At 44.6% G+C, this 23,139-nt stretch carries 14 protein-coding genes and 1 pseudogene; all 15 read left to right on the forward strand.

Annotated elements, in window-relative coordinates; all coding sequences use genetic code 11:
• The first annotated feature begins 63 nt into the window (after nt 1-63).
• The 15 genes and pseudogenes from U0035_RS01065 (at nt 64) to U0035_RS01135 (ending at nt 23,127) form a co-directional block, all read left to right on the forward strand.
• A complete protein-coding gene (locus U0035_RS01065) occupies nt 64-903 on the forward strand; it encodes a sialate O-acetylesterase (RefSeq protein WP_114792753.1) in 840 nt (279 codons plus the stop codon).
• Between the two features lie 15 nt (nt 904-918).
• Nucleotides 919-2,166, forward strand: a complete 1,248-nt coding sequence (locus tag U0035_RS01070) for an SGNH/GDSL hydrolase family protein (protein WP_114792660.1) — start codon at nt 919-921, stop codon at nt 2,164-2,166.
• A gap of 23 nt (nt 2,167-2,189) precedes the next feature.
• Nucleotides 2,190-3,452: a family 8 glycosyl hydrolase gene (locus U0035_RS01075; protein WP_114792661.1), complete on the forward strand. Its 1,263-nt coding sequence runs from the start codon at nt 2,190-2,192 to the stop codon at nt 3,450-3,452.
• 37 nt (nt 3,453-3,489) lie between these two features.
• On the forward strand, nt 3,490-5,280 hold the full coding sequence (locus U0035_RS01080) for a glycoside hydrolase family 43 protein (RefSeq protein ID WP_211316529.1): 1,791 nt from the start codon (nt 3,490-3,492) through the stop codon (nt 5,278-5,280).
• Between the two features lie 113 nt (nt 5,281-5,393).
• Nucleotides 5,394-7,334, forward strand: coding sequence for a glycoside hydrolase family 97 protein (locus U0035_RS01085; RefSeq protein ID WP_114792662.1), 1,941 nt, complete (start codon nt 5,394-5,396; stop codon nt 7,332-7,334).
• A gap of 37 nt (nt 7,335-7,371) precedes the next feature.
• Nucleotides 7,372-9,843: a glycoside hydrolase family 95 protein gene (locus tag U0035_RS01090; protein WP_211316530.1), complete on the forward strand. Its 2,472-nt coding sequence runs from the start codon at nt 7,372-7,374 to the stop codon at nt 9,841-9,843.
• Between the two features lie 167 nt (nt 9,844-10,010).
• Entirely contained in the window at nt 10,011-11,012 is a 1,002-nt protein-coding gene (locus U0035_RS01095; protein WP_114792663.1) for a Gfo/Idh/MocA family protein, read from the forward strand.
• Nucleotides 11,013-11,071: 59 nt separating this feature from the next.
• On the forward strand, nt 11,072-12,790 hold the full coding sequence (locus tag U0035_RS01100; RefSeq protein ID WP_114792664.1) for an IlvD/Edd family dehydratase: 1,719 nt from the start codon (nt 11,072-11,074) through the stop codon (nt 12,788-12,790).
• Between the two features lie 32 nt (nt 12,791-12,822).
• Nucleotides 12,823-13,653: a fumarylacetoacetate hydrolase family protein gene (locus U0035_RS01105; RefSeq protein ID WP_114792665.1), complete on the forward strand. Its 831-nt coding sequence runs from the start codon at nt 12,823-12,825 to the stop codon at nt 13,651-13,653.
• A 15-nt stretch (nt 13,654-13,668) separates the two neighbouring features.
• Nucleotides 13,669-14,835: an endo-1,4-beta-xylanase gene (locus tag U0035_RS01110; RefSeq protein WP_211316531.1), complete on the forward strand. Its 1,167-nt coding sequence runs from the start codon at nt 13,669-13,671 to the stop codon at nt 14,833-14,835.
• A gap of 28 nt (nt 14,836-14,863) precedes the next feature.
• Nucleotides 14,864-16,177 (forward strand): annotated as a pseudogene (locus U0035_RS01115) (gluconate:H+ symporter).
• 131 nt (nt 16,178-16,308) lie between these two features.
• Nucleotides 16,309-17,691, forward strand: coding sequence for an endo-1,4-beta-xylanase (locus U0035_RS01120; RefSeq protein WP_114792666.1), 1,383 nt, complete (start codon nt 16,309-16,311; stop codon nt 17,689-17,691).
• 318 nt (nt 17,692-18,009) lie between these two features.
• A complete protein-coding gene (locus U0035_RS01125; RefSeq protein WP_114792667.1) occupies nt 18,010-18,963 on the forward strand; it encodes a glycoside hydrolase family 43 protein in 954 nt (317 codons plus the stop codon).
• 43 nt (nt 18,964-19,006) lie between these two features.
• Nucleotides 19,007-21,442, forward strand: coding sequence for a glycoside hydrolase family 127 protein (locus U0035_RS01130; RefSeq protein WP_211316533.1), 2,436 nt, complete (start codon nt 19,007-19,009; stop codon nt 21,440-21,442).
• A 107-nt stretch (nt 21,443-21,549) separates the two neighbouring features.
• The gene (locus U0035_RS01135) at nt 21,550-23,127 is read left to right on the forward strand and encodes a glycoside hydrolase family 43 protein (protein ID WP_114792668.1); all 1,578 of its coding nucleotides are present in this window, start codon (nt 21,550-21,552) and stop codon (nt 23,125-23,127) included.
• The last annotated feature ends 12 nt before the right edge of the window (nt 23,128-23,139 follow it).

Consider the following 23,139-nt stretch of genomic DNA (forward strand, 5'->3'; position numbering starts at 1 on the left):
CCTAATGGATGGCTATACCTGCTGTGCTCATGTATTAAAACAAGTGATAAAAATCAACACGAAATGAAATGGATATTTATTTTAAAAACGTGCCTGATCGTAAATAGTCTTATTGCCCAGGATAAAAACTTTCATATCTATTTATGCCTCGGACAATCGAATATGGAAGGGCATGCCAGGCCACAAGCCGGGGACAGCGCCGGCGTTAGCGAAAGGTTCAAGGTATTAGCTGCTGTAGATTGCGATAATCGGGGCAGGCAACAGGGTAATTGGTATACGGCTTTACCGCCGCTGGCACGTTGCAACACCGGGCTCACGCCGGCTGATTACTTTGGAAGAACGATGCTGGAGCATTTACCCAAAAATGTTACCGTAGGCGTCATTAATGTTTCTGTTGGGGGCTGTAAGATAGAGTTGTTCGATAAGAACAATTTTAAGTCGTATGTGGACGGTTCACCCGATTGGCTAAAGAATACCGTGAAAGCTTACAATGGCGATCCTTATCAACGGCTGGTAGATATTGCGCGCATCGCCCAGAAGTCGGGAGTTATTAAAGGGATTTTATTACACCAGGGCGAGTCCAATACCGGCGACACGCTGTGGACCAGGAAGGTAAAAGATGTTTATGATAATCTGTTAAAGGATCTGGATCTTAAAGCCAATTCAGTGCCTCTGCTGGCTGGTCATTTGGTATCTGAGGATCAGAATGGGGCCTGTGCCAGTATGAACAAGATCATCTCTACTTTGCCACAGGTTATACCTAACGCTCATGTTATTTCTTCTGTAGGCTGTGAGGGTGTTAGAGACAGGCTGCATTTCAGCGCTGCCGGATATCGAAAGCTGGGCAGGCGATACGCTGCTACCATGCTGGCATTAATGGGCAAAAAAATTACAGTTGAATAAATTACCGGTTATTAAATGATTGAACGTACAAGGAAAATATTAATCGCTGTTGTAATGTTGATGGTAGGCGGCCTGTTGGGCTCATGTGGCAGCAGCCGTCAACACCATACACGTAAAAACGTAGACACGGGCAAATGGGTAGGCACCTGGGCAACAGCTCCTCAATTGGTAGAACCCAATAATATGCCCCCTGAGCCAGGACTTGCACATAATACCATCAGGCAGATCGTACGGGTTTCTATGGGCGGGGAAAAGCTACGGCTTCGTTTTTCTAATGCTTTTAGTAAAGAACCGGTTACTATGAAAACGGTTGCTGTAGCTGTTGCAAAAGAAGGAAGTTTGATTGATCCATCCACGCAGCAGATTCTTAAATTTAATGGAGCCGAAGCGGTAACAATGCCCCCTTCCGGTGAAGGGTATTCAGATCCGTTGGACTTTACCCTTGCCCCCGGATCAACACTGGCGATCACGATTTATTTTGGCGACACATCGCCTGGCACCACGGGCCATCCTGGTTCAAGAACCACTTCTTATCTACTTGCCGGTAACCAAATTGGGTCTGCTGATTTTGCAGGCGCTGTTGCAACCGATCACTGGTATGTGATCAATAGTATAGAAGTGATGGCCGGAGCGGGAGCATTTGCAATAGCGGCTTTGGGAAATTCGATAACGGATGGGCGGGGTTCGGGAACGAACAAACAAAACCGGTGGACGGATATTTTGTCGCAGCAGCTATTAACTAATAAAGATACAAAAAATATCGGCGTGCTGAACCTGGGCATTGGTGGTAACTGTGTGCTGCGCGGGGGATTAGGGCCTACGGCGCTCAACCGGTTCGACAGGGATATACTCTCGCAAAGTAGCGTAAAGTGGTTGTTGATATTAGAAGGTATTAATGATATTGGCGGCATCAGAAACACGGAGAGCGCTCCCAGAGTAGCAAGGGAGCTGATTGAGGCCTACAGCCTGATGGCAGACAAAGCCCATGCGAGGGGAATAAAAGTGTATGGCTGTACTATTTTGCCGTTCGGGGAGTCTTTCTACGATACGCCTTTCCGCCAGCAGGCGCGGGATACTGTCAATGAGTGGATCCGGACTACGGATAAATTTGATGCAGTAATCGATTTTGATAAGATCATGCGCAATGCTGGCGATATCAAAAAAATAAATCCTGATTTGCACGATGGCGATATGTTACATCCCAACCAGGCCGGGTATAAAAAAATGGGTGAGGCAATTGATCTGAATTTATTTACCAAATAGATAAACCGCGCATCATTTTTAATATGAAAAAAGTTTTTAACATCTTACTATGGACTGCCCTCGGGTCACCGGTTATGCTGTGGTCACAAACCGGCAACAAGCCTGCAAAAGATGCAGCTATTGTAACCGGCAAATACCGCAATCTTTTTAAAGAAGCAGGCTACCGGCAAAAAGATATTGATGCCAAAGTAGCGAAAGCTTACAGCGATCTTTTCGAAAGTCCCAAAGGTATTTATTTTGAAGTGGAAGACTCTCTGGCGTATGTATCAGATGTAAAGAACCGGGATGCCCGCACCGAAGGTTTGTCTTACGGAATGATGGTGGCAGTTCAACTCAATAAAAAAGAAGTATTTGACAAGATATGGAGATGGTCAAAAAAGTATTCCCAGCACCAGGACGGACCGCGTAAAGGCTATTTTGCCTGGAGCATCAATCCGAAAACGAATAAGCCTAATTCCCCCGGCTCTGCTTCAGATGGTGAATTTTATTTTATTACCGCCTTATTGTTTGCATCTAATAAATGGGGAAATAATACAGGTATCGACTATTATAAAGAAGCCCGTTTCGTCTTAGATGAAATGTGGAAAAAAGATGGAACCGGTAACATCTATAACCTGATCAATACCGAACATAAACAGATCAGTTTTGTTCCGGAGGGTAATAACTATAATTGGACAGATCCGTCGTATCACCTGCCTGCCTTCTATGAAGTGTGGGCGCAGTATGCAAAAGATGGTCATGAAGCATTTTATAAAGCCTGCGCCGATACATCACGCGCTTTCTTTAAACGTACTACTCATCCGGTAACCGCGTTGAATCCCGATTATGCAGAGTTTAGCGGGGCGCCTCATTCTACAAGATGGATGCCTGCGGCATTTCGATATGATTCGTGGAGGGTACCTATGAATATTGCAATGGATTATGTTTGGTATGGCAAAGACCGGGCGTGGCAGCGTGGCTACGCACAGCGGTTTCAGCATTTTCTAAGATCAAAGGGCATCAATAGTTTCGACGACCAGTTTGAGTTAGACGGTAGCCGGCCTGAATTTATTTTGCAGGCAGGCCCTGTAAAGAAACTACGACACTCCATAGGGCTGATCGCTACAGCCGCATCAGCTTCATTGATGAACCCTGACAAAAACAGTCTCGATTTCGTTCATAAATTATGGAATGCGAAGCTGGAGCCTTTCGATGATGGCTACTACGACGCCTATTATGACGGGTTGCTCTATTTGTTTTGCCTCATGCATTTAAGCGGCAAATACCAGATCATTCATGCAAAATAATATCTGGTAAATTTTTTAAAGTATTAAATAACGTATTATGATAAAGTTTGGTTTTTCTCAATTACTATCGGCGGCAATGGCGGTTCTGCTGATGGTTTCTTTTGACGCAACGGCGCAAAAGAAGAAAAAGGCATCCACCGTAGCAGCGGGTACGAATGTGCCTGTTTTTACCCGGTTCTCTTATACCGGGAATGACGAAGTGTATGCCAACAATCCTTTAAAGGAAGATGAATTCTATAATCCGATTCTACAGGGGTGCTATCCCGATCCCAGCATTGTTAGAAGAGGAGATGATTATTTCCTGGTAGCCTCTTCGTTTTCTATGTTTCCCGGTGTTCCTATTTTTCATTCAACTGATTTGGTAAACTGGAAGCAGATCGGCCACGTACTGGACAGGCCCTCTCAGTTAAAGGTAGAAAAATCGGGTATCTCAGCTGGTATTTATGCACCTTCTATAAAGTATAATAAGAATAACGAAACCTTTTACATGATAACCACCCAGATTGCAAGTGGTATCGGCAATATGGTTGTTAAAACCAAAGATCCTTTTAAAGGATGGGGCGAAGTTAAGAAGCTAAACTTCCCGGGTATAGATCCTTCTATATTTTTTGATGACGACGGCAAAGCATATGTGGTTCATAATGATGAGCATGCAGACCGCTCGAAGATCTTATATAACGGGCATAGAATTATTCGCCAATGGGAGTACGATCTGGAGAAAGATGAGGTGATCCCTGGTACTGATGTGGTATTGGTAGATGGTGGTGTGGATCTATCACAAAAACCTATTTGGATTGAGGCACCTCACATGTATAAAAAGAACGGTAAATACTACCTGATGTGTGCCGAAGGGGGTACGGGAGATAACCATAGTGAGGTTATTTTTATCAGTGATAGTCCTAAAGGACCTTTTAAGCCGGCATTAAATAACCCTATTCTTACACAAAGATATTTCCCGGCTGACCGGAAAGATAAGATCGACTGGGCCGGACATGCGGATATGGTTGAAGGGAAAGATGGAAAGCATTATGCGGTATTTTTAGGTATTCGCCCTAATGCTAAAAACCGGGTAAACACGGGCAGGGAAACATTTATTATCCCCGTTGACTGGTCGGGTACTTTCCCCGTTTATGAAAATGGATTAGTTCCATTGAAACCCAAATTAAAACTGCCTCAGGGCGTAACCAACCAAACCGGTACCAACGGTTTTTTTCCTTCGGGTAATTTTACCTTCACCGATAACTTTACTGCAGCTAACCTCGATTACAGGTGGATCGCGATGAGAGGCCCCCGTGAAGAATTTATTACTACGTCTCCTAAGGGTGGCATAACTATTAAACCCTTTGAGGCAAATATCAAAGCGGTAGCACCGGTTTCGGCGTTATTTCACCGGCAACAGCATTCCAGTTTTGAGGCGGCGGTGACCATGAACTATGTACCTAAATCGGAGAAAGACTTAGCAGGTATTGTTTGCTACCAGGGCGAGGCATTTAACTATGTATTCGGAGTTACAAAAAAGGATAACGACTATTACCTGTTACTCGCCAAAAATGCGAGGGAAAGACAGGCAGGTCCTCCACGGCCGGGTAGTGTTGTACCTTCCACGATCATAGCCAGCACTAAAATTGATGTAAAGAAACCGATTCAGTTAAAGATAGCTGCATCCCGGCAGGATGAGTACACTTTTAGCTATTCCACAAACGGCACTAATTTCCAGACTGTAGGCGACGCCGTATCAGGCGATATTCTCTCTACCAATGTAGCAGGTGGTTTTACCGGCGCCCTAATTGGTTTATATGCCACATCGGGTAATGATATTTTACCGTAGCCACTATCAAAGAAGCAGCGCGCCTGAAAATGGCGGACACGCTATCTTCTGATACAATTACTGAATCAAAATTGATGAACCGCTTTTTAGTATCTAATTATAAAGATCAATAAATGAAATTTTCAATCTTATTCGCTGCGTTGAGTGTGCTTTTGGCAGCAAGTAGCAGGGCTCAGGATGCCATAGTAGTAAGCCCTGATAAACAGTTAAGCGTAAAGGTATCCGTAAATAATGGCAGGGCTGAGTATGCTGTAAGCTACAAAGGGAAAGTGATGCTGGAGAACTCGCCGCTGGGATTTAGAACCAACGAAGGCGATTTTGCAACAGGTGTTAAATACCTAAGTAAAGAGGAGGGTGTGGTGAACAAGAGTTATACTCAGGATCGTATTAAAAGGTCGGAAATACAGTATCAGTCCAACAAACTCACCTATTCAGTTGAAAACGCCAAGCAGCAAAAAGTAAATATCGTTTTCCAGGTGAGCAATAATGATATCGCCTTCAGGTACGAGTTGCCGGTTTGGAAAGACCGCCAGAGCTGTGTAATAGAATTGGAAACTACGGGCTACAAGTTCCCTGCGCAAACGACTACTTTTCTTTCTGCTATGATGGGGTCTATGACCGGGTTTGCGCGTACAGCGCCCAGTTATGAGAGTGGATACGAGGCAGACGGGCCGTTGGGGAAACCCACACGCAATAACGACGGGTATGTGTTTCCGGGCTTGTTTCGTATTGGGTCAGATGGTTGGGTGTTACTCTCAGAAACAGGTGTGAGCAGTTTGTATTGTGCTGCTCATTTGAGCGATGGTACTAAAGACGGTTTATATAGCATTCTCTATCCTAATATAAAACAAAATAATGGTTTTGGCAGCACGGGTGCAGCAATAAGTTTGCCAGGCGTAACGCCCTGGAGAACGATTACCGTAGGCAGTAACCTGAAACCTATCGTAGAAACTACGATTCCTTACGATTTGGTCGACCCCCTGTATGAACCCTCTCAGCCATATAAAATGGGTAAGTCAACCTGGAGCTGGATTGTTTGGCAGGATGCCAGTATGAACTATGATGACCAGGTAAAATACATAGACCTGGCTGCTTCGCTTGGCTATGAGTATATTTTGATGGATGCTTTCTGGGATGCCAATATCGGCAAAGAGCGTATGAAGGAACTGATAAAATATGCCAACTCGAAAAAGGTAGATGTTTTTCTATGGTACAACTCTAACGGATCTTTCAATGATGCACCTCAAGGGCCTAAAAACAAAATGAATACCTCTATTGCCCGCAAGCACGAAATGAAATGGTTAAAAGAAGCAGGAGTGAAAGGTTTGAAAGTAGACTTTCTGGGTGGCGACAAGCAGGAAACCATGCGCCTTTATGAAGATATATTATCAGACGCCAACGATTACGGGCTGATGATCATTTTCCATGGCGCTACCTTGCCTCGTGGCTGGGAAAGAATGTATCCTAATTTTGTAGGAGCAGAAGCAGTAGTAGCTTCTGAAATGCTGATCTTTTCACAGGGTGTGCGCGAAGCAGAAGCTTATAATGCCTCCTTACATCCTTTTATACGTAACACGGTTGCCAGCATGGAGTTTGGAGGTAGCTTACTGAACAAGTACCTGGTAAAGAGCAATGAAGGACGTAATAAGCGCTTAACTACCGATGCTTTTCAGCTGGCAACAGCGGTACTGTTCCAGAACCCGGTTCAGATGTTTGGCTTAACACCCAATAATCTTACGGATGTGCCGGCCTTTGAAATAGATTTCATGAAAACAGTTCCCACTACCTGGAATGAAACCCTGTATATAGACGGATACCCGGGTAAGTATGCCGTTATTGCAAGAAGAAACAATAGTCAATGGTATGTAGCCGGCGTAAACGGGCAAAAAGAGCCGGTTAAAATAAAAATTCAATTACCCATGTTTGCGGGAAAAAAAGTGAGCATGTATAACGACGATAAGGAAAAAGTAACTTTTTTAAAAGAGGTAACGGTGAAGAAAAACGGCGAGCTGGAAGTTGAAATGCAGTCTGGCGGAGGCTTTGTGATAAAGTAACATCAAAGAAAGACGTTTAATTACTAAACAGATTATTATGATTCGGGCTACAATCAATTCATTATTTGAAAGGTGTATCAACTATAAAAGCAGTCGCTTTATGATGGCATGGCTGCTGGTTGGTTTCTTTTTGATGAACAACGACGCTAAAGGACAGGATCTGAAGCTTTGGTACAATGAACCAGCCAAGGCATGGGTAGAAGCGCTGCCCTTAGGCAACTCGCGCCTGGGTGCAATGGTGTACGGAATTCCGCAAAGGGAGGAGCTTCAACTGAATGAGGAGACTATTTGGGGGGGAGGGCCTTACCGCAACGATAATCCCAATGCGCTGCAGGCGTTACCGGAAGCGCAGAAGCTGGTTTTTGAAGGTAGAACAAAAGAAGCGGACAAGCTGGTGAATCAAAATTTCTTTACTAAAATGCATGGCATGCCCTTTCAGACTGCGGGAAGTGTGATACTAAAGTTTCCGGGACATGAAACAAATAGTGCTTACTATCGTGAACTGGACATTGACCGTGCCGTGGCCTTAACGCGCTACAATGTTGACGGTGTAACCTATACGCGTGAAACCTTTTCGTCTTTCGTAGATAATGTAATCATCATGCGTATTACAGCCAGCAAAAAAGGAGCGGTGAATTTTGACCTTAGCTATACCAAACCGGCACCGTTTAAGGTGTCTGCTAAAAACAATGTGTTGGTAATGGAAGGTAAGGGGGCTAGCCACGAGGGGATTGACGCCAAAATAATATACCAAATGCATTCGGCTGTGAAAACCAATGATGGTAAAGTGTCTTTTACCGATAGCACCCTTTCCGTGTATGGTGCTACTGTAGCTACTTTATATATTTCTATTGGTACCAATTTTATCGATTATAAAACGGTTGGAGCTGATTATGAGAAAAAAGCTGCCGCTTGGCTTTCGGCAGCGATGACCAAAGACTATGCATCGGCTATTAAAAACCATGCTGCATTTTATGCGAAACAGTTTAACCGTTTTAAGTTAGACCTCGGTAAAAATGTGGAGGCATCAAAATTGCCTACCACGCAACGGATCATTAATTATCGTACTACACAGGATCCGTCATTGGTGACACTGCTGGCACAATTCGGCCGTTACCTGTTGATATCTTCTTCACAACCAGGTGGGCAGGCGGCTAACCTGCAAGGTATCTGGTGCAATGCTATGTATCCGCCCTGGGATAGCAAATACACGATCAATATCAATGCAGAGATGAATTACTGGCCGGCAGAGGTTACCAATTTATCGGAAAACCACCAGCCTTTTATACAAATGGTAAAAGAGCTCAGCCAGAGTGGCCGTGAAACAGCTCAGGTAATGTATGGCGCTGATGGATGGACGGCACATCACAATACCGATATCTGGCGGGTGACAGGCCCCATTGATTTTGCTGCCGCAGGCATGTGGCCAACGGGTGGCGCCTGGGTAAGCCAGCATTTATGGGAACACTATTTATACACGGGTGATAAAAAATACCTGGCTGATGTATATCCTGCTATGAAAGGCTCAGCTGATTTTTTCCTCAGCGCTTTAGTCAAACATCCCGCAAATGGATGGATGGTAGTGTCTCCCTCAGTTTCACCTGAGCAGGGTCCGCTTTCGGCAGGAACTACGATGGATAATCAACTGGTGTTTGATATTTTAACAAGAACCGCGGAGGCCAACAAAATTTTGGGCGGCGATGCGGCTTACCGTGCTAAGCTTTTAAATATGGTAAAAAAACTGCCGCCTATGCAAATCGGTAAGCACACGCAATTGCAGGAATGGCTGGAAGATAAAGATGATCCTAAAAACGAACACCGTCATGTATCTCATTTATATGGATTATATCCCGGCGATCAGGTGTCTCCTTACACACATCCGAAATTATTTGAAGCTGCCCGTAACTCACTGGTATATCGCGGCGACAAAGCTACCGGCTGGTCCATAGGCTGGAAGGTCAATCTCTGGGCGCGTTTGCTCGACGGTAATCATGCTTATACGATCGTTAATAATATGCTTACACTGGCAGGCGGTAATAACGGGGATGGAAGAACTTATCCGAATATGTTCACTGCCCATCCGCCATTCCAGATTGATGGTAATTTTGGGTTAACAGCCGGCGTTGCAGAAATGATCCTGCAAAGCCATGATGGCGCGGTACATCTTTTACCGGCAATACCCGATATCTGGAAGGATGGTTCAGTATCCGGTATTGTAGCCCGTGGCGGATTTGAAATTTCTATGACATGGAAAAAAGGGGAGGTGACCGAGATTTCGGTAGTATCGAAATTAGGAGGCAACCTTCGCCTGCGTGCTTACAATGGGCTGAAAGCCGCTAATTTGAAACCGGCTAAAGGCGCCAATCCTAATACATTTTTTACTAAGCCGGCGATAGCAGATCCATCGGTTTCCGATCAGGCATCTTTTAAGGGAGCCGGCCTTAAAACAGTGTATGAATATGATTTAGCTACCAAAGCTGGCGGCAGGTATGTCATCTTCAAGAAATAAAAAGAGGTGTATTTAAATAAAGTTAACCTGGTTTTTGTACAATCAGCTTGATAGGGCAGCGTATCCAATTTCAACCAGGCGGCAATTTATCTGGCTAATGGTGCTGCCGGTTTAAGCCTCCCGCTTTCACCGGCAACTGATTAAATACATTTTCTATTCAAAATAATATGCAAAGAAAAAATGGTAAACTGGGTATCGCTCTGGTCGGTCTTGGCGGATATGCAACAGGCCAGTTGGCCCCTGCATTACTGCATACAAATGATTGCTATCTGGCGGCCATTGTCACCGGCACGCCCTCGAAAATCCCGGTATGGCAGGATCAGTATCATATCTCCGATAAAAATATTTATGACTATTCGAACTTCGATCGTATTAAAGACAACAAGGATGTAGATATTGTATATGTTGTTTTGCCGAATAATATGCATGCCGAATTTACCATCCGGGCCGCTCAGGCGGGTAAGCATGTCATTTGTGAAAAGCCAATGGCCATTACAGTGTCGGATTGCGACAGGATGATTGAAGCCTGTAAAAAAGCTAATGTTTCATTAAGTATTGGATATCGACTGCATTTTGAACCATATAATAAGGAAATGATGCGATGCGGGAGGGAAAAGTTATACGGCGCAATTCAGCAACTATCCGGTGGATTTGGGTTCAAGGCTGGTCCCAATCAATGGCGTCTTACTCAGAAATATGCGGGTGGCGGACCATTGATGGACCTGGGGATTTATGTGGTACAGGCCCTGTGTTACACCGCTGGTATGCTCCCCGTATCGGTTGCGGCGCAGGAGGGCACAAAAACAGATCCGGAACGGTTTAAAGAGGTAGAGCAATCCCTGACCTGGCAATTTGAATTTCCTGGCGGGTTGATCGGCAAAGGGGAAAGTAGTTATGAGGATCATTTCAATTATATCCGCGCAGAAGCCGACAAAGGTGTTTTTGAATTGACTTCCGCCTACAACTACAACGGGCAAAGGGGAAATACCCCCGCCGGCAATATGAGCTTTGCTCAGGTAAACCAGCAGATCCTGCAAATGGACGCTTTCGCCCGGTCTGTAAAAAACAGACAGGCTTCGATAGTGCCGGGCGGAATGGGACGCAGGGATGTAATTTACCTGCAGGCTATTTATGAAGCAATGCGATCAGGAAAAAAAATAAGAATCTGATTATCTTTAGTGGGCAGATGTTGCTTGTAATGGATCTATTTGTATATAAGGGTTGAAATATGAAAAAGAAATTACGCAGTCACGACTGGTTTGGACGAAAAGACAAAGACGGTATTATTTATCGCAGCTGGATGAAAAATCAGGGCATGCCCACTGATATGTTCGACGGCCGGCCTGTAATTGGTATTTGTAATACGTTTAGCGAACTGACACCCTGTAATGCTCATTTCCGTGATCATGCGGAGGCTGTTAAAAAAGGAGTACTCGAAGCTGGTGGTTTCCCTGTGGAATTTCCTGTTATGAGTTTGGGTGAAACCCTGCTCAAGCCTACTGCCATGCTGTTCCGTAATCTGGCCAGTATGGACGCGGAAGAAAGCATCCGTGGTAATCCTATAGATGGAGTAGTGTTGTTGACGGGCTGCGATAAAACAACACCGTCTACAGTTATGGGCGCTGCCAGTGTAGGACTGCCCACGATTGTGGTGCCGGGTGGCCCGATGCTGAATGGACGGTATAAAGGTCAAACGATCGGTAGTGGCACCCATGTATGGAAGTTTGACGAAGACATGAAAACCGGTAAGATGACGCAGGAGGACTGCGAGTATGCCGAAAGTTGTATGAGCAGGAGCATAGGGCATTGTATGACCATGGGCACTGCTTCAACTATGGCGGTGATGGTAGAAGCGCTCGGACTTACTTTAAGCGGTGCAGCTGCTATACCGGCAGCGGACAGCAGAAAGAAAATAATGGCTCAGCTAAGCGGAAGAAGAATTGTAGAAATGGTGAGGGATGATCTTACCATTGATAAAATACTAACCCGGGAAGCTTTTGAAAATGCTATTAAGGTCAATGCCGCCGTTGGAGGATCGTCTAACTTCCTGATACATCTGGTTGCTATAGCTGGGCGTATAGGCGTACCACTGAACCTGGATGACTTTGATACATTAGGTAGTAAAATTCCGCTATTATTAAATTTGATGCCTTCGGGTACTTACCTGATGGAAGACTTTTACTATGCCGGCGGGTTACCTGTTATTTTAAATGAATTAAGAGATCTGCTTCATCAAAATGTAGTGACCGTTACCGGCAAAAATCATCATGAGAATATCCGCGGTGCTACAGAAAATTATAATACTAATGTTATAGCCAGTTACGGGCAGCCGCTGATACATGAAGCCGGCTGCGTAATCGTAAAAGGTAACCTGGCAGAAAATGGTGCGGTGATCAAACCCTCAGCTGCTACTCCCGCCCTGATGCAACATACCGGCCGTGCTGTAGTATTTGAAAGCATAGAAGATTATCATGCCCGTATAGATGACCCGGATCTGGATATTGATGAAACCTGTGTAATGGTACTAAAATATGTGGGACCTGTTGGGTACCCTGGTATGCCGGAGGTAGGAAATATGGCCTTGCCTAAAAAGATCCTGCAAAAAGGTGTAAGGGATATGATACGTATCAGCGATGGTCGTATGAGTGGTACAGCTTATGGTACGGCGGTCTTACATGTTTCTCCCGAAAGTGCAATTGGCGGTACGCTGGCGCTGGTACAGGATGGCGATCAGATAGAGCTAAACGTAGCCGAAAGAAAGCTGCACCTGCATGTTAGTGATGACGAACTGGCTAAGCGCAAAGAAGCGTGGATAAAACCGGTTCCGGCCGCTGACAGGGGGTATGTAAGCCTGTATGTAAATCATGTAATGGGCGCGGATAAAGGGGCGGACTTAGATTTCTTACTGGGTAGCTCGGGCAGTGCAGTAACAAGAGATTCTCATTGATCTGTTCATCATCTAAAACAATTTATCATAAAATGAAGCTATACAGAACCAGCAGAGGTCCGGTTGTCGAAAAAAACAATGCTTTTTATTTACTGGCAGAAGATTGGTTATCTCTTGTTAACAACGACTCGGTGATAGCGCACATTAATACACTTATTGCTTCAGTACCCGGCTCCGGTTCAGCATTGCTAGCCGATGTACTCGCGCCGATAACGCCTAAGCAGGAGTTGTGGGCCTGCGGCGTTACGTATCTGCGAAGTAAGGTGGGCAGACAGGAGGAAAGTAAGGACAGCGGCGGCAGCGATTTTTATGCAAAGGTTTACGAGGCAGAGCGTCCTGAAGTGTTTTTTAAAGCCACTTATCACCGTATTGCCGGTGATCAGGGAAAAGTACGGATCCGCAAAGATTCCGAATGGGACGTACCCGAACCGGAACTGACTTTGGTCGTTGCTTCTTCAGGAAAAATCATAGGTTACACTATCGGCAATGATATGAGTAGCCGGAGCATCGAAGGTGAAAATCCATTGTACCTGCCACAGGCAAAAACATATGATGGCTGCGCGGCTTTAGGACCATGTATATACCTTACCAATGAAATACTACCTGCTGATCTTACGATCCGGCTGTGCATTATACGGGATAACGCTGTTGTTTTTGACGAAATGATTGCCATCGGCCAAATGAAACGTAAGATAGATGAATTGGTGTCGTTTGTTTACAAAGAATGTTCCTTTCCCGCCGGTTGCCTCATTATGACGGGAACAGGTATTGTACCACCTAACAGCTTTACTTTACAGGAGGGTGATGAAATTAGGATATCCATCAGAGAGATCGGTACATTAACGAATTGGGTATCCGGATGATATAAACTAAATAATATGAGTCGAAACAGATATCCTTATTTTTTTTTGATGGTTGTTGTGCTGCTGATTGCTTACCGTAATCCTGTCAGCGGGCAACAAAACGCTGTTAACCGAATGCACCTGAAGGATGCATACAAAAATGCGTTTCTGATCGGTGTAGCGGTCAATGATGGTATCGTAGCAGGCGCTGATAAAGCGCTGCAGGATATAACTGTCCGGCATTTCAATAGTATTACCTTAGAAAATTCGATGAAAGCTGCTTTGGTCAATCCGGCACCCGGCGTTTTTAGTTTCAAAGCAGCTGATGCATTTGTTGATTTTGGTAAAAAGCATCAGATGTTTATTGTAGGCCATACGCTGGTATGGCATAACCAATGTCCCGACTGGTTTTTTACGAACGCAGCCGGAAAACCAAATACAAAAACCGAACAACTTCAACGCCTGCGGGATCATATAAAAACAGTGGCAGGGCGCTATGCCGGTAAGGTGCACGCATGGGACGTGGTGAACGAAGTAATCGGAGAAGATGGAAAATATCGCGCCACCAATTGGGTAAACGCTGTAGGTAACGGTGATACATTGGTAAAATACGCTTTCAAATATGCCAGCGAGTTTGCACCCGGCACCGAGCTGTATTATAACGACTTTAATGCCTGGCGTCCCGCCAAGAGAGACGGTATCATACGGATGGTTAAAATGCTGCAGCAGGAAGGCATACGTATTGATGGAGTAGGGATGCAGTCGCATTGGGGTTTAAATTACCCCAGGAATCAATATATCGAAGCAGCCATTGATAGCTATGCCGCTACGGGTATAAAGGTGATGATAACAGAGCTGGATATTGATGTGCTTCCCCTCACCCAAGAGGGACAGATCATTGGCCAGGGAATGGCCGATAAACAATTTCAACTGGAAGAATTTGAAGCCTTTCTCGATCCTTACCCGAAAGCGCTACCTGATAGCGTTCAGCAATTATTAACAGCCCGGTATAAGGAGGTATTTGAAATTTTCCACAGGAAAAGAGATAAGATTTCGCGTGTTACGCTTTGGGGCATACATGATGCCATGAGCTGGAAAAATGATTACCCCATACCCGGCCGTACCAACTACCCTTTGTTGTGGAACAGGGATAAACAGGCTAAGCCAGCGATTGATGCTATTTTAAAAGTCACGGGGCAGTAGAGATAATTACGCCACTAACGATTTGTACATGGAAATACTGGTCATCATTTTAGCTATAGCGCTGCAGGTTTTCTTAACTGTAAAAAAGGTCAGCCCTTTTATTTCGCTTTTAGCAGTTGCTGTTTTCGCCGGCTTTCTGTTAGGCATGCCGGCGCCACAGGTGCTGAAATCTATAGAGACCGGCGTAGGAAGTACACTCGGTGGATTAGCGCTTATTCTTTGCCTGGGAGCTGTATTGGGCAAAATACTGGAGGCAAGCGGCGCTGCTGAAAAGATTGCGGTCACATTAATACAACAATTCGGAGAAAAGAACATTCAATGGGCAGTATTGTTAACGGGTTTTTTGATCGGAATACCGCTCTACTATAATGCCGGGTTTGTGATTTTGGTTCCACTGATCTTCATGCTGACAAAAAAAACAGGATTACCTCTTTTGTATATCGCCATACCCATGGCAGCTTCGCTCAGCACCACTCATTGCTTTTTACCTCCTCATCCCGGCCCCGTGGTATTAGTGAATGCGTTCAATGCCAATATCGGGCAGGTATTGGTTTACGGCGTCGTCATAGCCATACCGGCCGTTATCATAGCAGGCCCATTGCTTGGAAAAGCCATTCAGCGTTTCAGTCCTACCGAAGTTAAAGCTCAGGAAGCTGTGGTGGCAACGTCACAGAGCGTATTGCCGGGAGTTTTCAGCAGCTTTTTTATAGCGCTGCTACCGGTTTTATTAATTACGGTCTCCCTGGTGGCGCAAACTTTTTTACCGGACAGTATTTTAAAGCAGGCATTGCTTTTTGTTGGCGACTCTACCATTGCGTTGTTTATTTCTGTTTTAATGGCCATGTACTTTCTGGGAATTCGCAAAAATCATTCGATGCCTTCCATTATGAAATGGCTTCAGGAGGGTATTACAGGTATTGCCATGATCATGCTGATTATTACGGCGGGCGGTGTTTTTAAACAGGTATTGCAGGATAGTGGCACCGGGGCTTTTATAGCTTCCTTTAGCAGCAAATGGCAGCTGCCCCCTTTAATATTCGGATGGTTGGTGACGGCTTTATTGCGGGTAACTATTGGATCTGCAACGGTAGCGGCGATCACGGCGGCAGGTATTGTAGCACCCCTGGCAGGACCGGGAATGACATCTCCGGAACTAATGGTGCTGGCTGTGGGAAGCGGCAGCGTATTTGGCTCGCATATCAACGATTCGGGCTTCTGGATGTTCAAATAGTTCTTTGGACTATCCTTAAAACAAACATTTTTTTCCTGGACCGTAATGGAAACATCGATTTCCCTGCTTGGTCTTGTTGGTGTACTCTTGCTTCACCTTTTTATCTCCTGATGTACAATTCCAGTGTTTTGAGAATAGGAGATATCTCGCTATAATAAAATAAAAGTCAAAAATACTTTTATTGTCTGTTCTTGTTGTTTTTTATAGTAAGTTACTAATAAATCATTTCAAAAAAAATAATCATGAGTCTAAAATTACATCCGCTTTTAGCCGGTTTACGTGGCCGGGTGGCGAAGCCATGTTTAGCCGCCATGTTGCTGCTCACCCATCCGGTAATGGCCCAAAACTATCCACCATCCTGTGTAGTAACGATGCCCTACAGTAATGCTTATTTTCAGGCAGGTACAGATGTATTGATAAAAGTGTATGCAACGGATTTAGGAAAAACAGCTCATAACGGAACGGTACAGTTTGTAGCATTTTATAATGGTGATCAATTATTGGGCAAGGTCAACCGGCATGAAGATTATACCTATACTTTTTTATGGGCAAAAGTACCTGCAGGCAATTACACTATAAAAGCCCGGGCCACTAACAGCAACGGTGTATCATTTACTTCGGCAGGGGTAGTAATAACCGTCGGCACTAATAAGGTTGTACCTGCCGGAATGAGCGCCGGCAGGGGTAAATACCTGGCAAATATTTTTCAAAGTAAGGAGGAATCCGGATATGAAAAATATTGGAATGGTGTTACCGCTGAAAACGCCTGTAAATGGGGCACCATAGAACCGGTTCGGGGCAAATATAAATGGGAGGACGCCGACAGGGCTTACGGGTATGCGGTAGCACGCAATATGGTATTTCGATACCATGCCGGTGTTTGGGCCAGTCAGTATCCCCAGTGGCTGCTTACCCTTTCGAAAGAAGAAGCCCGTGCGGAAATAGTTAAATACCTGAAGGCCATCGCTGAAAGATTTCCCCTGGCCGATCAGATTGACCTGTTGAATGAGCAGCTGTTTCAACACCAGAAAGACAACCAGAAATTTCGGGAATTACTGGGAGGACCCGGCACTACTGAAACGGATTTCGCGTGGCAGATATGGCTATTTGAAGAGGGTAGGAAGGTATTTAAAAATACCAAACTGGTGCTCAATGATTATGGACTGGAAGGCGATCATAAGGCGATTACTGCGCAATTGGAATTGTTCAAAGCTTTGCGTGATAGGGGCCTGGTAGACGGCTTTGGAACACAGGCTCATGCCTTCAATGTAGATAAGCCGGCAGCTGATACTATTAAAGCGTCTCTCAATATGATGGCTAAAGCAGGGCTACCGATCTACGTAACAGAACTCGATATGAATGGAGGTATCAGGGGGCGGCAGGCCAATGATTCCCTGCAGCTCATCAGCTATAAAAAAGTGATACCCGTCTTTTGGGAACATCCCGCTGTAGCCGGCATTACCCTATGGGGGTACGTCGCAGGCACTACCTGGATGTCCGGCACAGGAATTATGAGTAAAGACGGTGTGCCTAATCCTTCTTTGCTGTGGCTGCAAAACTACATCAAGGCCGCGGAAGCAGTGGGCTACCCATTAAGCACTATTATAAACGGAAGACCCCGATAAGAGTACTGATCATTTCCCCGGAAGAATAATTTTCAAATCAATGAAATCGATTGTATTTTTTCTTATCTTAGCTTAATAATTGTAAAAATGACAACTATTATTATTGATAGTCGTCACTTGCGGTTGCTGTAGTTGCTTTCCGGTGATGTAGGGTTTATTTTTTAAAAGATAGCCTGGGCTTAATGTAGTAAATATTGAAGAAATATGTATTTGGATTGACCTAACTGATAACGCTGATGCAACGGTGTCTGTTAGGATCATGCAGATAAATATGCCCGGGAACAAGGTGAGTTGTTAATGATCGTATAAACGAATAAAATGCACAAAAAAATATTGCTTGTCTTATTGGGGTGGCTGCAAATAATGCATATAAAGGCACAGAATCCTGTTATCAGGCATATATTTACCGCTGACCCCGCACCGTTGGTGTATCACAATACGGTATACTTATATGCGGGTAGGGATACTGCTACAGTTGACGCGAAAACCTACGAGATGCCCAGCTGGCATGTTTTTTCTTCCAGGAATATGGTTGATTGGAAAGATCACGGTCCTGTTCTAAAACCAACGGATTTTTCCTGGGCTTCCCGTGCTGCCAATGCTGCACATTGTATCGAAAGAAATGGTAAATTCTATTGGTATATTTCTGTGATGCATAAGAATACTGAAGTTAGTAAAGGCGGTGTTGCAATTGGTGTGGCTGTATCCGACAACCCTACAGGCCCTTTTAAAGATGCTATTGGCAAAGCTCTTATCACGAACGAGATGACTACAGATATGAAGCATTCCTGGGATGACCTCGACCCTGCTGCTTTTATCGATGACGATGGGCAGGCTTATTTATTCTGGGGTAATGGAAGCTGCAAATGGGCCAGGCTGAAAGAAAATATGATTGAACTGGACGGGCCTGTCCATACCTTTAAACCAGATCATTTTACGGAAGCACCCTGGGTGTATAAACGTAATGATCTATATTATTTACTTTATGCAGCCAACTTCCCGGAGAGTATCGATTATGCTACCGCCACTGATATAAAAGGTCCGTGGAAGTACAGGGGCCGTGTACAGGATCCGGTGACCAACAGCACTACTACTCATCCGGGTGTAATAGATTTTAAAGGCAAATCTTATTTCTTTTATCATGACGGATCAATGCCTACAGGTAGTAGCTACCGGCGTTCTATCAAGGTTGATTACCTGCGTTACAACAGTGATGGAACCATCAGGAAAATTGTAGAAACAGCAAAAGGAGTTCGTAAAGTGAACCAGTAGAAGAATCTATATATGGCGAGTGTGTCGCCCCAAAAATAATAATATGAAGCAATTAAGATTATCGGGAGTTATAAGAAAAACGAATAAGATAGCTGCTAAGGTGGGGGTGCTTACCGGCATATATGTTATAATGTCTTATAGTAGTGTAGCACAGGACAAGCTGTATGGAAATGCTTTTTCATTAAATGATGTTAAAGTAACCGGCGGTATTTTAAAACATGCTCAGGACCTTAACATAGAAGTGTTGTTAAAGTATGATGTCGATCGTTTGTTGGCAGGATATAGAAAAGAAGCCGGGCTTCCCGCGAAATCAAAGATCTATCCTAACTGGGAAGGCCTGGATGGTCATGTTGGAGGTCATTATTTAACGGCATTGGCTATGAATTATGCATCCACCGGTAATCAGGAGTGTAAGAGGCGGATGGATTATATGATCGCTGAATTAAAAGCCTGTATGAATGCTAATGGTAAATTAAACCCCGATTGGGCCGTGGGTTATATAGGCGCCGTTCCGGGCGGGACAGCATTATGGCCTAAAATTAAAGCTGGTGATATTGCTCCAATCTGGAAATATTGGGTTCCCTGGTACAATGTTCATAAAATGTATGCGGGGTTAAGAGACGCCTGGATGTACGGAGGAAGTGCTGAAGCGCGAAACCTGTTCCTGTCTTTTTGCGATTGGGCGGTTAACATTACCGGTGGTCTGTCAGACGCACAAATGGAAAGCATGCTGGGTAGTGAGCATGGGGGTATGAATGAAGTGTTAGCTGATGCATACCAAATGACTCATGATGACAGGTATCTCAAAGCCGCAAAGAGATTTTCACACAGGGAATTTTTGGAACCCTTGTCAAAAGGAATAGACAACCTGGATAACAAACATGCCAATACACAGGTGCCCAAAGCAGTGGGGTTTGAGCGGGTGGGAGAATTATCCAACGATACGCAATACAAGCGTGCCGGAGCGTTCTTTTGGGAAACGGTAACCGGCAACCGGTCCCTGGCTTTCGGCGGCAACAGCCGCAGGGAATTTTTTCCCAGTGTTCCTTTTTACCGGGAGTATATAAGCGATGTGGAGGGTCCCGAAAGTTGCAATACTTATAATATGCTGAAGCTTTCCCAAGGGCTTTTCAGGCTGAGTCCTGACGCAAAATATATGGACTTTTACGAACGTGCATTGTACAACCATATCCTTTCTACCCAGCATCCGCAACATGGGGGATATGTGTATTTTACTCCCGCACGTCCGCGTCATTACAGGGTTTACTCAGCGCCTAATGAAGCCATGTGGTGTTGTGTAGGTAGTGGCATGGAAAATCATGGTAAGTATGGTGAACAGATATATACGCATGGAAGAGATTCTTTGTTTCTCAATTTATTTATTGCATCGGAGTTAAACTGGAAGCAAAAAGCAATGAAGTTAAAGCAGGAAACCTTATTTCCCGATGAAGCCAGAACAAAGCTTTCAGTGGTAAGTGGCGCTGGTAAATTTACTTTAATGGTGCGCTATCCGTCGTGGGTAAAAGAGGGTGCTTTAAAAATTTTAGTTAACGGGAAACAGATTACCTATCAACAAAAGCCGTCTTCTTATATAGCCATTAACCGGCAGTGGAAAAAGGGAGATGTGGTGTTGATTGATTTGCCCATGCATACTACCGTAGAACAAATGCCGAATGTGCCGGAATATATAGCTATCATGCATGGTCCGCTTTTATTAGGTGCCAAAACCGGAATTGAAAACATCAGGGGTTTGATTGCTGACGATGGGCGATGGAGCCATATTGCCCATGGCGAAAAATTACCGGTAAACCAGGCGCCCGTTATTGTTTCAGGACGGGTAGAGGATATTTCCCAAAAGCTGGTTCCGGTAAAGGGAAAACCGTTGCAATTTACATTTGCCCGCAACTTAAATGTGGTTAATAATGCTGATTTGGTGTTAGAGCCTTTCTTCCGCATACACGATTCGCGTTATATGATGTACTGGATGGCTTTAACCCCGGTACAGTATAACAATTATATGGATTCGATTGCTCATGCTGAAAAAGAAAAGCTGGAGCTGGAGAAAAGAACGGTAGACTTCGTCGCGCCCGGTGAGCAGCAACCCGAGGTAGATCACCAGATGCAAAGTGAGCGGTCTCGAAAAGGGAATGCGCACAACCAGGCTTTCCGAGAAGCTTCAGGCGGTGGGTATTTTAGTTACAGCCTGGCTACCAATAAGCATACCGACCTGGCCTTAAGGGTTCGTTACTGGGGTTCCGAAGGTGGAAACAAGAGTTTTGATATTTATATCGACGATCAAAAACTGATCACTGAAAATCTTAACAATAAGTGGAACCGCTTTAACATGGTGGATGTTGAATACGCGATACCGGCCAATATGCTGGCAGGAAAAGATTATGTGAGAGTTAAGTTTCAAGCCTCAGGACCCAACACCGCCGGTCCCGTTTACTATTTAAGATTGGTGAAACCTAAAAAATAGGGATAGTAAACATGACAAGCGCCCGGATAAAAAGGCCAAAATAGATGATGACGCGCGACAGCGTATTTTACTAAAAAAATAAAACACTGAGATTTTAATTTACAGGAATGAAGAAAAACATACTTTTTTGCTGGCTGGCTTCCTTTTCTTTAATGGCGGGTCTTCATGCCCAGCAAAATCAGAAAGCGCAAAATCCCATCATCTTTGCTGATGTACCGGATATCTCAATTACTCGGGTAGGAAAGAATTATTACATGAGCAGCACCACCATGCACATGAGTCCGGGTGTGCCTATTATGAAATCTACTGATTTGGTAAACTGGAAGCTCATAGGTTATTGTTATGATACGCTCAACAAAGCAGGTGTGGATGCTATGAACCTGGACAATAGCAAAAGTACTTATGGTCGTGGTTCCTGGGCGAGTAGCATTCGGTATCATAAAGGCACTTATTATGTTTCTACATTTGCGCAGACTACTGGTAAAACCTATATCTACACGACAAAAGATATTGAAAAAGGACCATGGAAGGCAATAGAATTTAAACCCATGATGCACGACCATTCATTGGTTTTTGATGACGATGGCAAAGTATATATGTTGTACGGCGGCGGTAAATTACGGTTGGTGGAATTAAAAGATGATCTTACCGGCGTTAAAGAAGGTACTGACCGCATAGTAATTGAGAATGCTACATTACCGACCACCCCTGAAGGAACCCGCGGAGGGCTGCCGGCAGAAGGCTCACAGGTATTTAAAGTAAATGGCAAATTTTACCTGTTCAATATTTCATGGCCTCCCGGTGGGCAGCGTTCGGTTATTATTCATCGTGCCAATACAATTACCGGACCATGGGAAGGTAGAATAGGCTTACAGGACAAAGGCGTAGCGCAAGGTGGTTTAATTGATACCCCTGATGGTCGCTGGTTTGCCTACCTTTTCCGGGATTATGGAGCAGTAGGCCGCATTCCTTACCTGGTTCCTGTAAAATGGGTGGATGGATGGCCGGTGATTGGAGATGAAAATGGTAAAGTACCTATGACCCTTGATCTTCCGGAAAGTAAAGGTTTAATTCCGGGCATAGTGGCTTCTGATGAGTTCACGCGTAAAAAAGGTGAACAGGTTTTACCGCTTGTATGGCAATGGAATCATAACCCGGTAAATGAATTGTGGTCAGTAACAGCCAGAAAAGGTTATTTGCGGCTAACTACCGGACGTATCGATACCAGCTTGCTGCTGGCACGCAATACGCTTACGCAACGTACAGTAGGGCCCACTTCTTTGGGAGCTACTTCGATAGATGTGTCTCATATGAAGGATGGCGATTTTGCGGGGATCACCCTGCTTCAAAGAAATTATGGAGTATTAGGTGTAAAAATAGAGGGAGACAAAAGGTCACTGATAATGATCAACGCCAGCGATAATAAGCCGGTGGTAGCGGCAACCGTTCCCCTCAACCAGCATGTTGTTCACCTGAAAGCCACCTGTGATTTCACCGATAAAAAGGATGTAGCTGATTTCTTTTACAGCTTAGATGGCAAAACATGGGTTCCTATCGGTACACAGTTGAAAATGGCCTATACTATTCCACACTTTATGGGATATAGATATGGCCTGTTTAACTATGCCACGAAAGTTACCGGTGGGTATGCGGATTTTGATTATTTCCGCATTGAGAACAAATAACCAAGTCCAATT

The sequence above is a fragment of the Niabella yanshanensis genome, assembly GCF_034424215.1.
In the GTDB taxonomy this organism is placed as follows: domain Bacteria; phylum Bacteroidota; class Bacteroidia; order Chitinophagales; family Chitinophagaceae; genus Niabella; species Niabella yanshanensis.

What these genes read in the sequence shown, in the direction of transcription:
- U0035_RS01100 (WP_114792664.1), top strand. Translation starts at nt 11,072, where the DNA reads ATGAAAAAGAAATTACGCAGTCACGACTGGTTTGGACGAAAAGACAAA.
- U0035_RS01080 (WP_211316529.1), top strand. Translation starts at nt 3,490, where the DNA reads ATGATAAAGTTTGGTTTTTCTCAATTACTATCGGCGGCAATGGCGGTT.
- U0035_RS01130 (WP_211316533.1), top strand. Translation starts at nt 19,007, where the DNA reads ATGAAGCAATTAAGATTATCGGGAGTTATAAGAAAAACGAATAAGATA.
- U0035_RS01105 (WP_114792665.1), top strand. Translation starts at nt 12,823, where the DNA reads ATGAAGCTATACAGAACCAGCAGAGGTCCGGTTGTCGAAAAAAACAAT.
- U0035_RS01110 (WP_211316531.1), top strand. Translation starts at nt 13,669, where the DNA reads ATGAGTCGAAACAGATATCCTTATTTTTTTTTGATGGTTGTTGTGCTG.
- U0035_RS01085 (WP_114792662.1), top strand. Translation starts at nt 5,394, where the DNA reads ATGAAATTTTCAATCTTATTCGCTGCGTTGAGTGTGCTTTTGGCAGCA.
- U0035_RS01135 (WP_114792668.1), top strand. Translation starts at nt 21,550, where the DNA reads ATGAAGAAAAACATACTTTTTTGCTGGCTGGCTTCCTTTTCTTTAATG.
- U0035_RS01095 (WP_114792663.1), top strand. Translation starts at nt 10,011, where the DNA reads ATGCAAAGAAAAAATGGTAAACTGGGTATCGCTCTGGTCGGTCTTGGC.
- U0035_RS01120 (WP_114792666.1), top strand. Translation starts at nt 16,309, where the DNA reads ATGAGTCTAAAATTACATCCGCTTTTAGCCGGTTTACGTGGCCGGGTG.
- U0035_RS01070 (WP_114792660.1), top strand. Translation starts at nt 919, where the DNA reads ATGATTGAACGTACAAGGAAAATATTAATCGCTGTTGTAATGTTGATG.
- U0035_RS01065 (WP_114792753.1), top strand. Translation starts at nt 64, where the DNA reads ATGAAATGGATATTTATTTTAAAAACGTGCCTGATCGTAAATAGTCTT.
- U0035_RS01075 (WP_114792661.1), top strand. Translation starts at nt 2,190, where the DNA reads ATGAAAAAAGTTTTTAACATCTTACTATGGACTGCCCTCGGGTCACCG.
- U0035_RS01125 (WP_114792667.1), top strand. Translation starts at nt 18,010, where the DNA reads ATGCACAAAAAAATATTGCTTGTCTTATTGGGGTGGCTGCAAATAATG.
- U0035_RS01090 (WP_211316530.1), top strand. Translation starts at nt 7,372, where the DNA reads ATGATTCGGGCTACAATCAATTCATTATTTGAAAGGTGTATCAACTAT.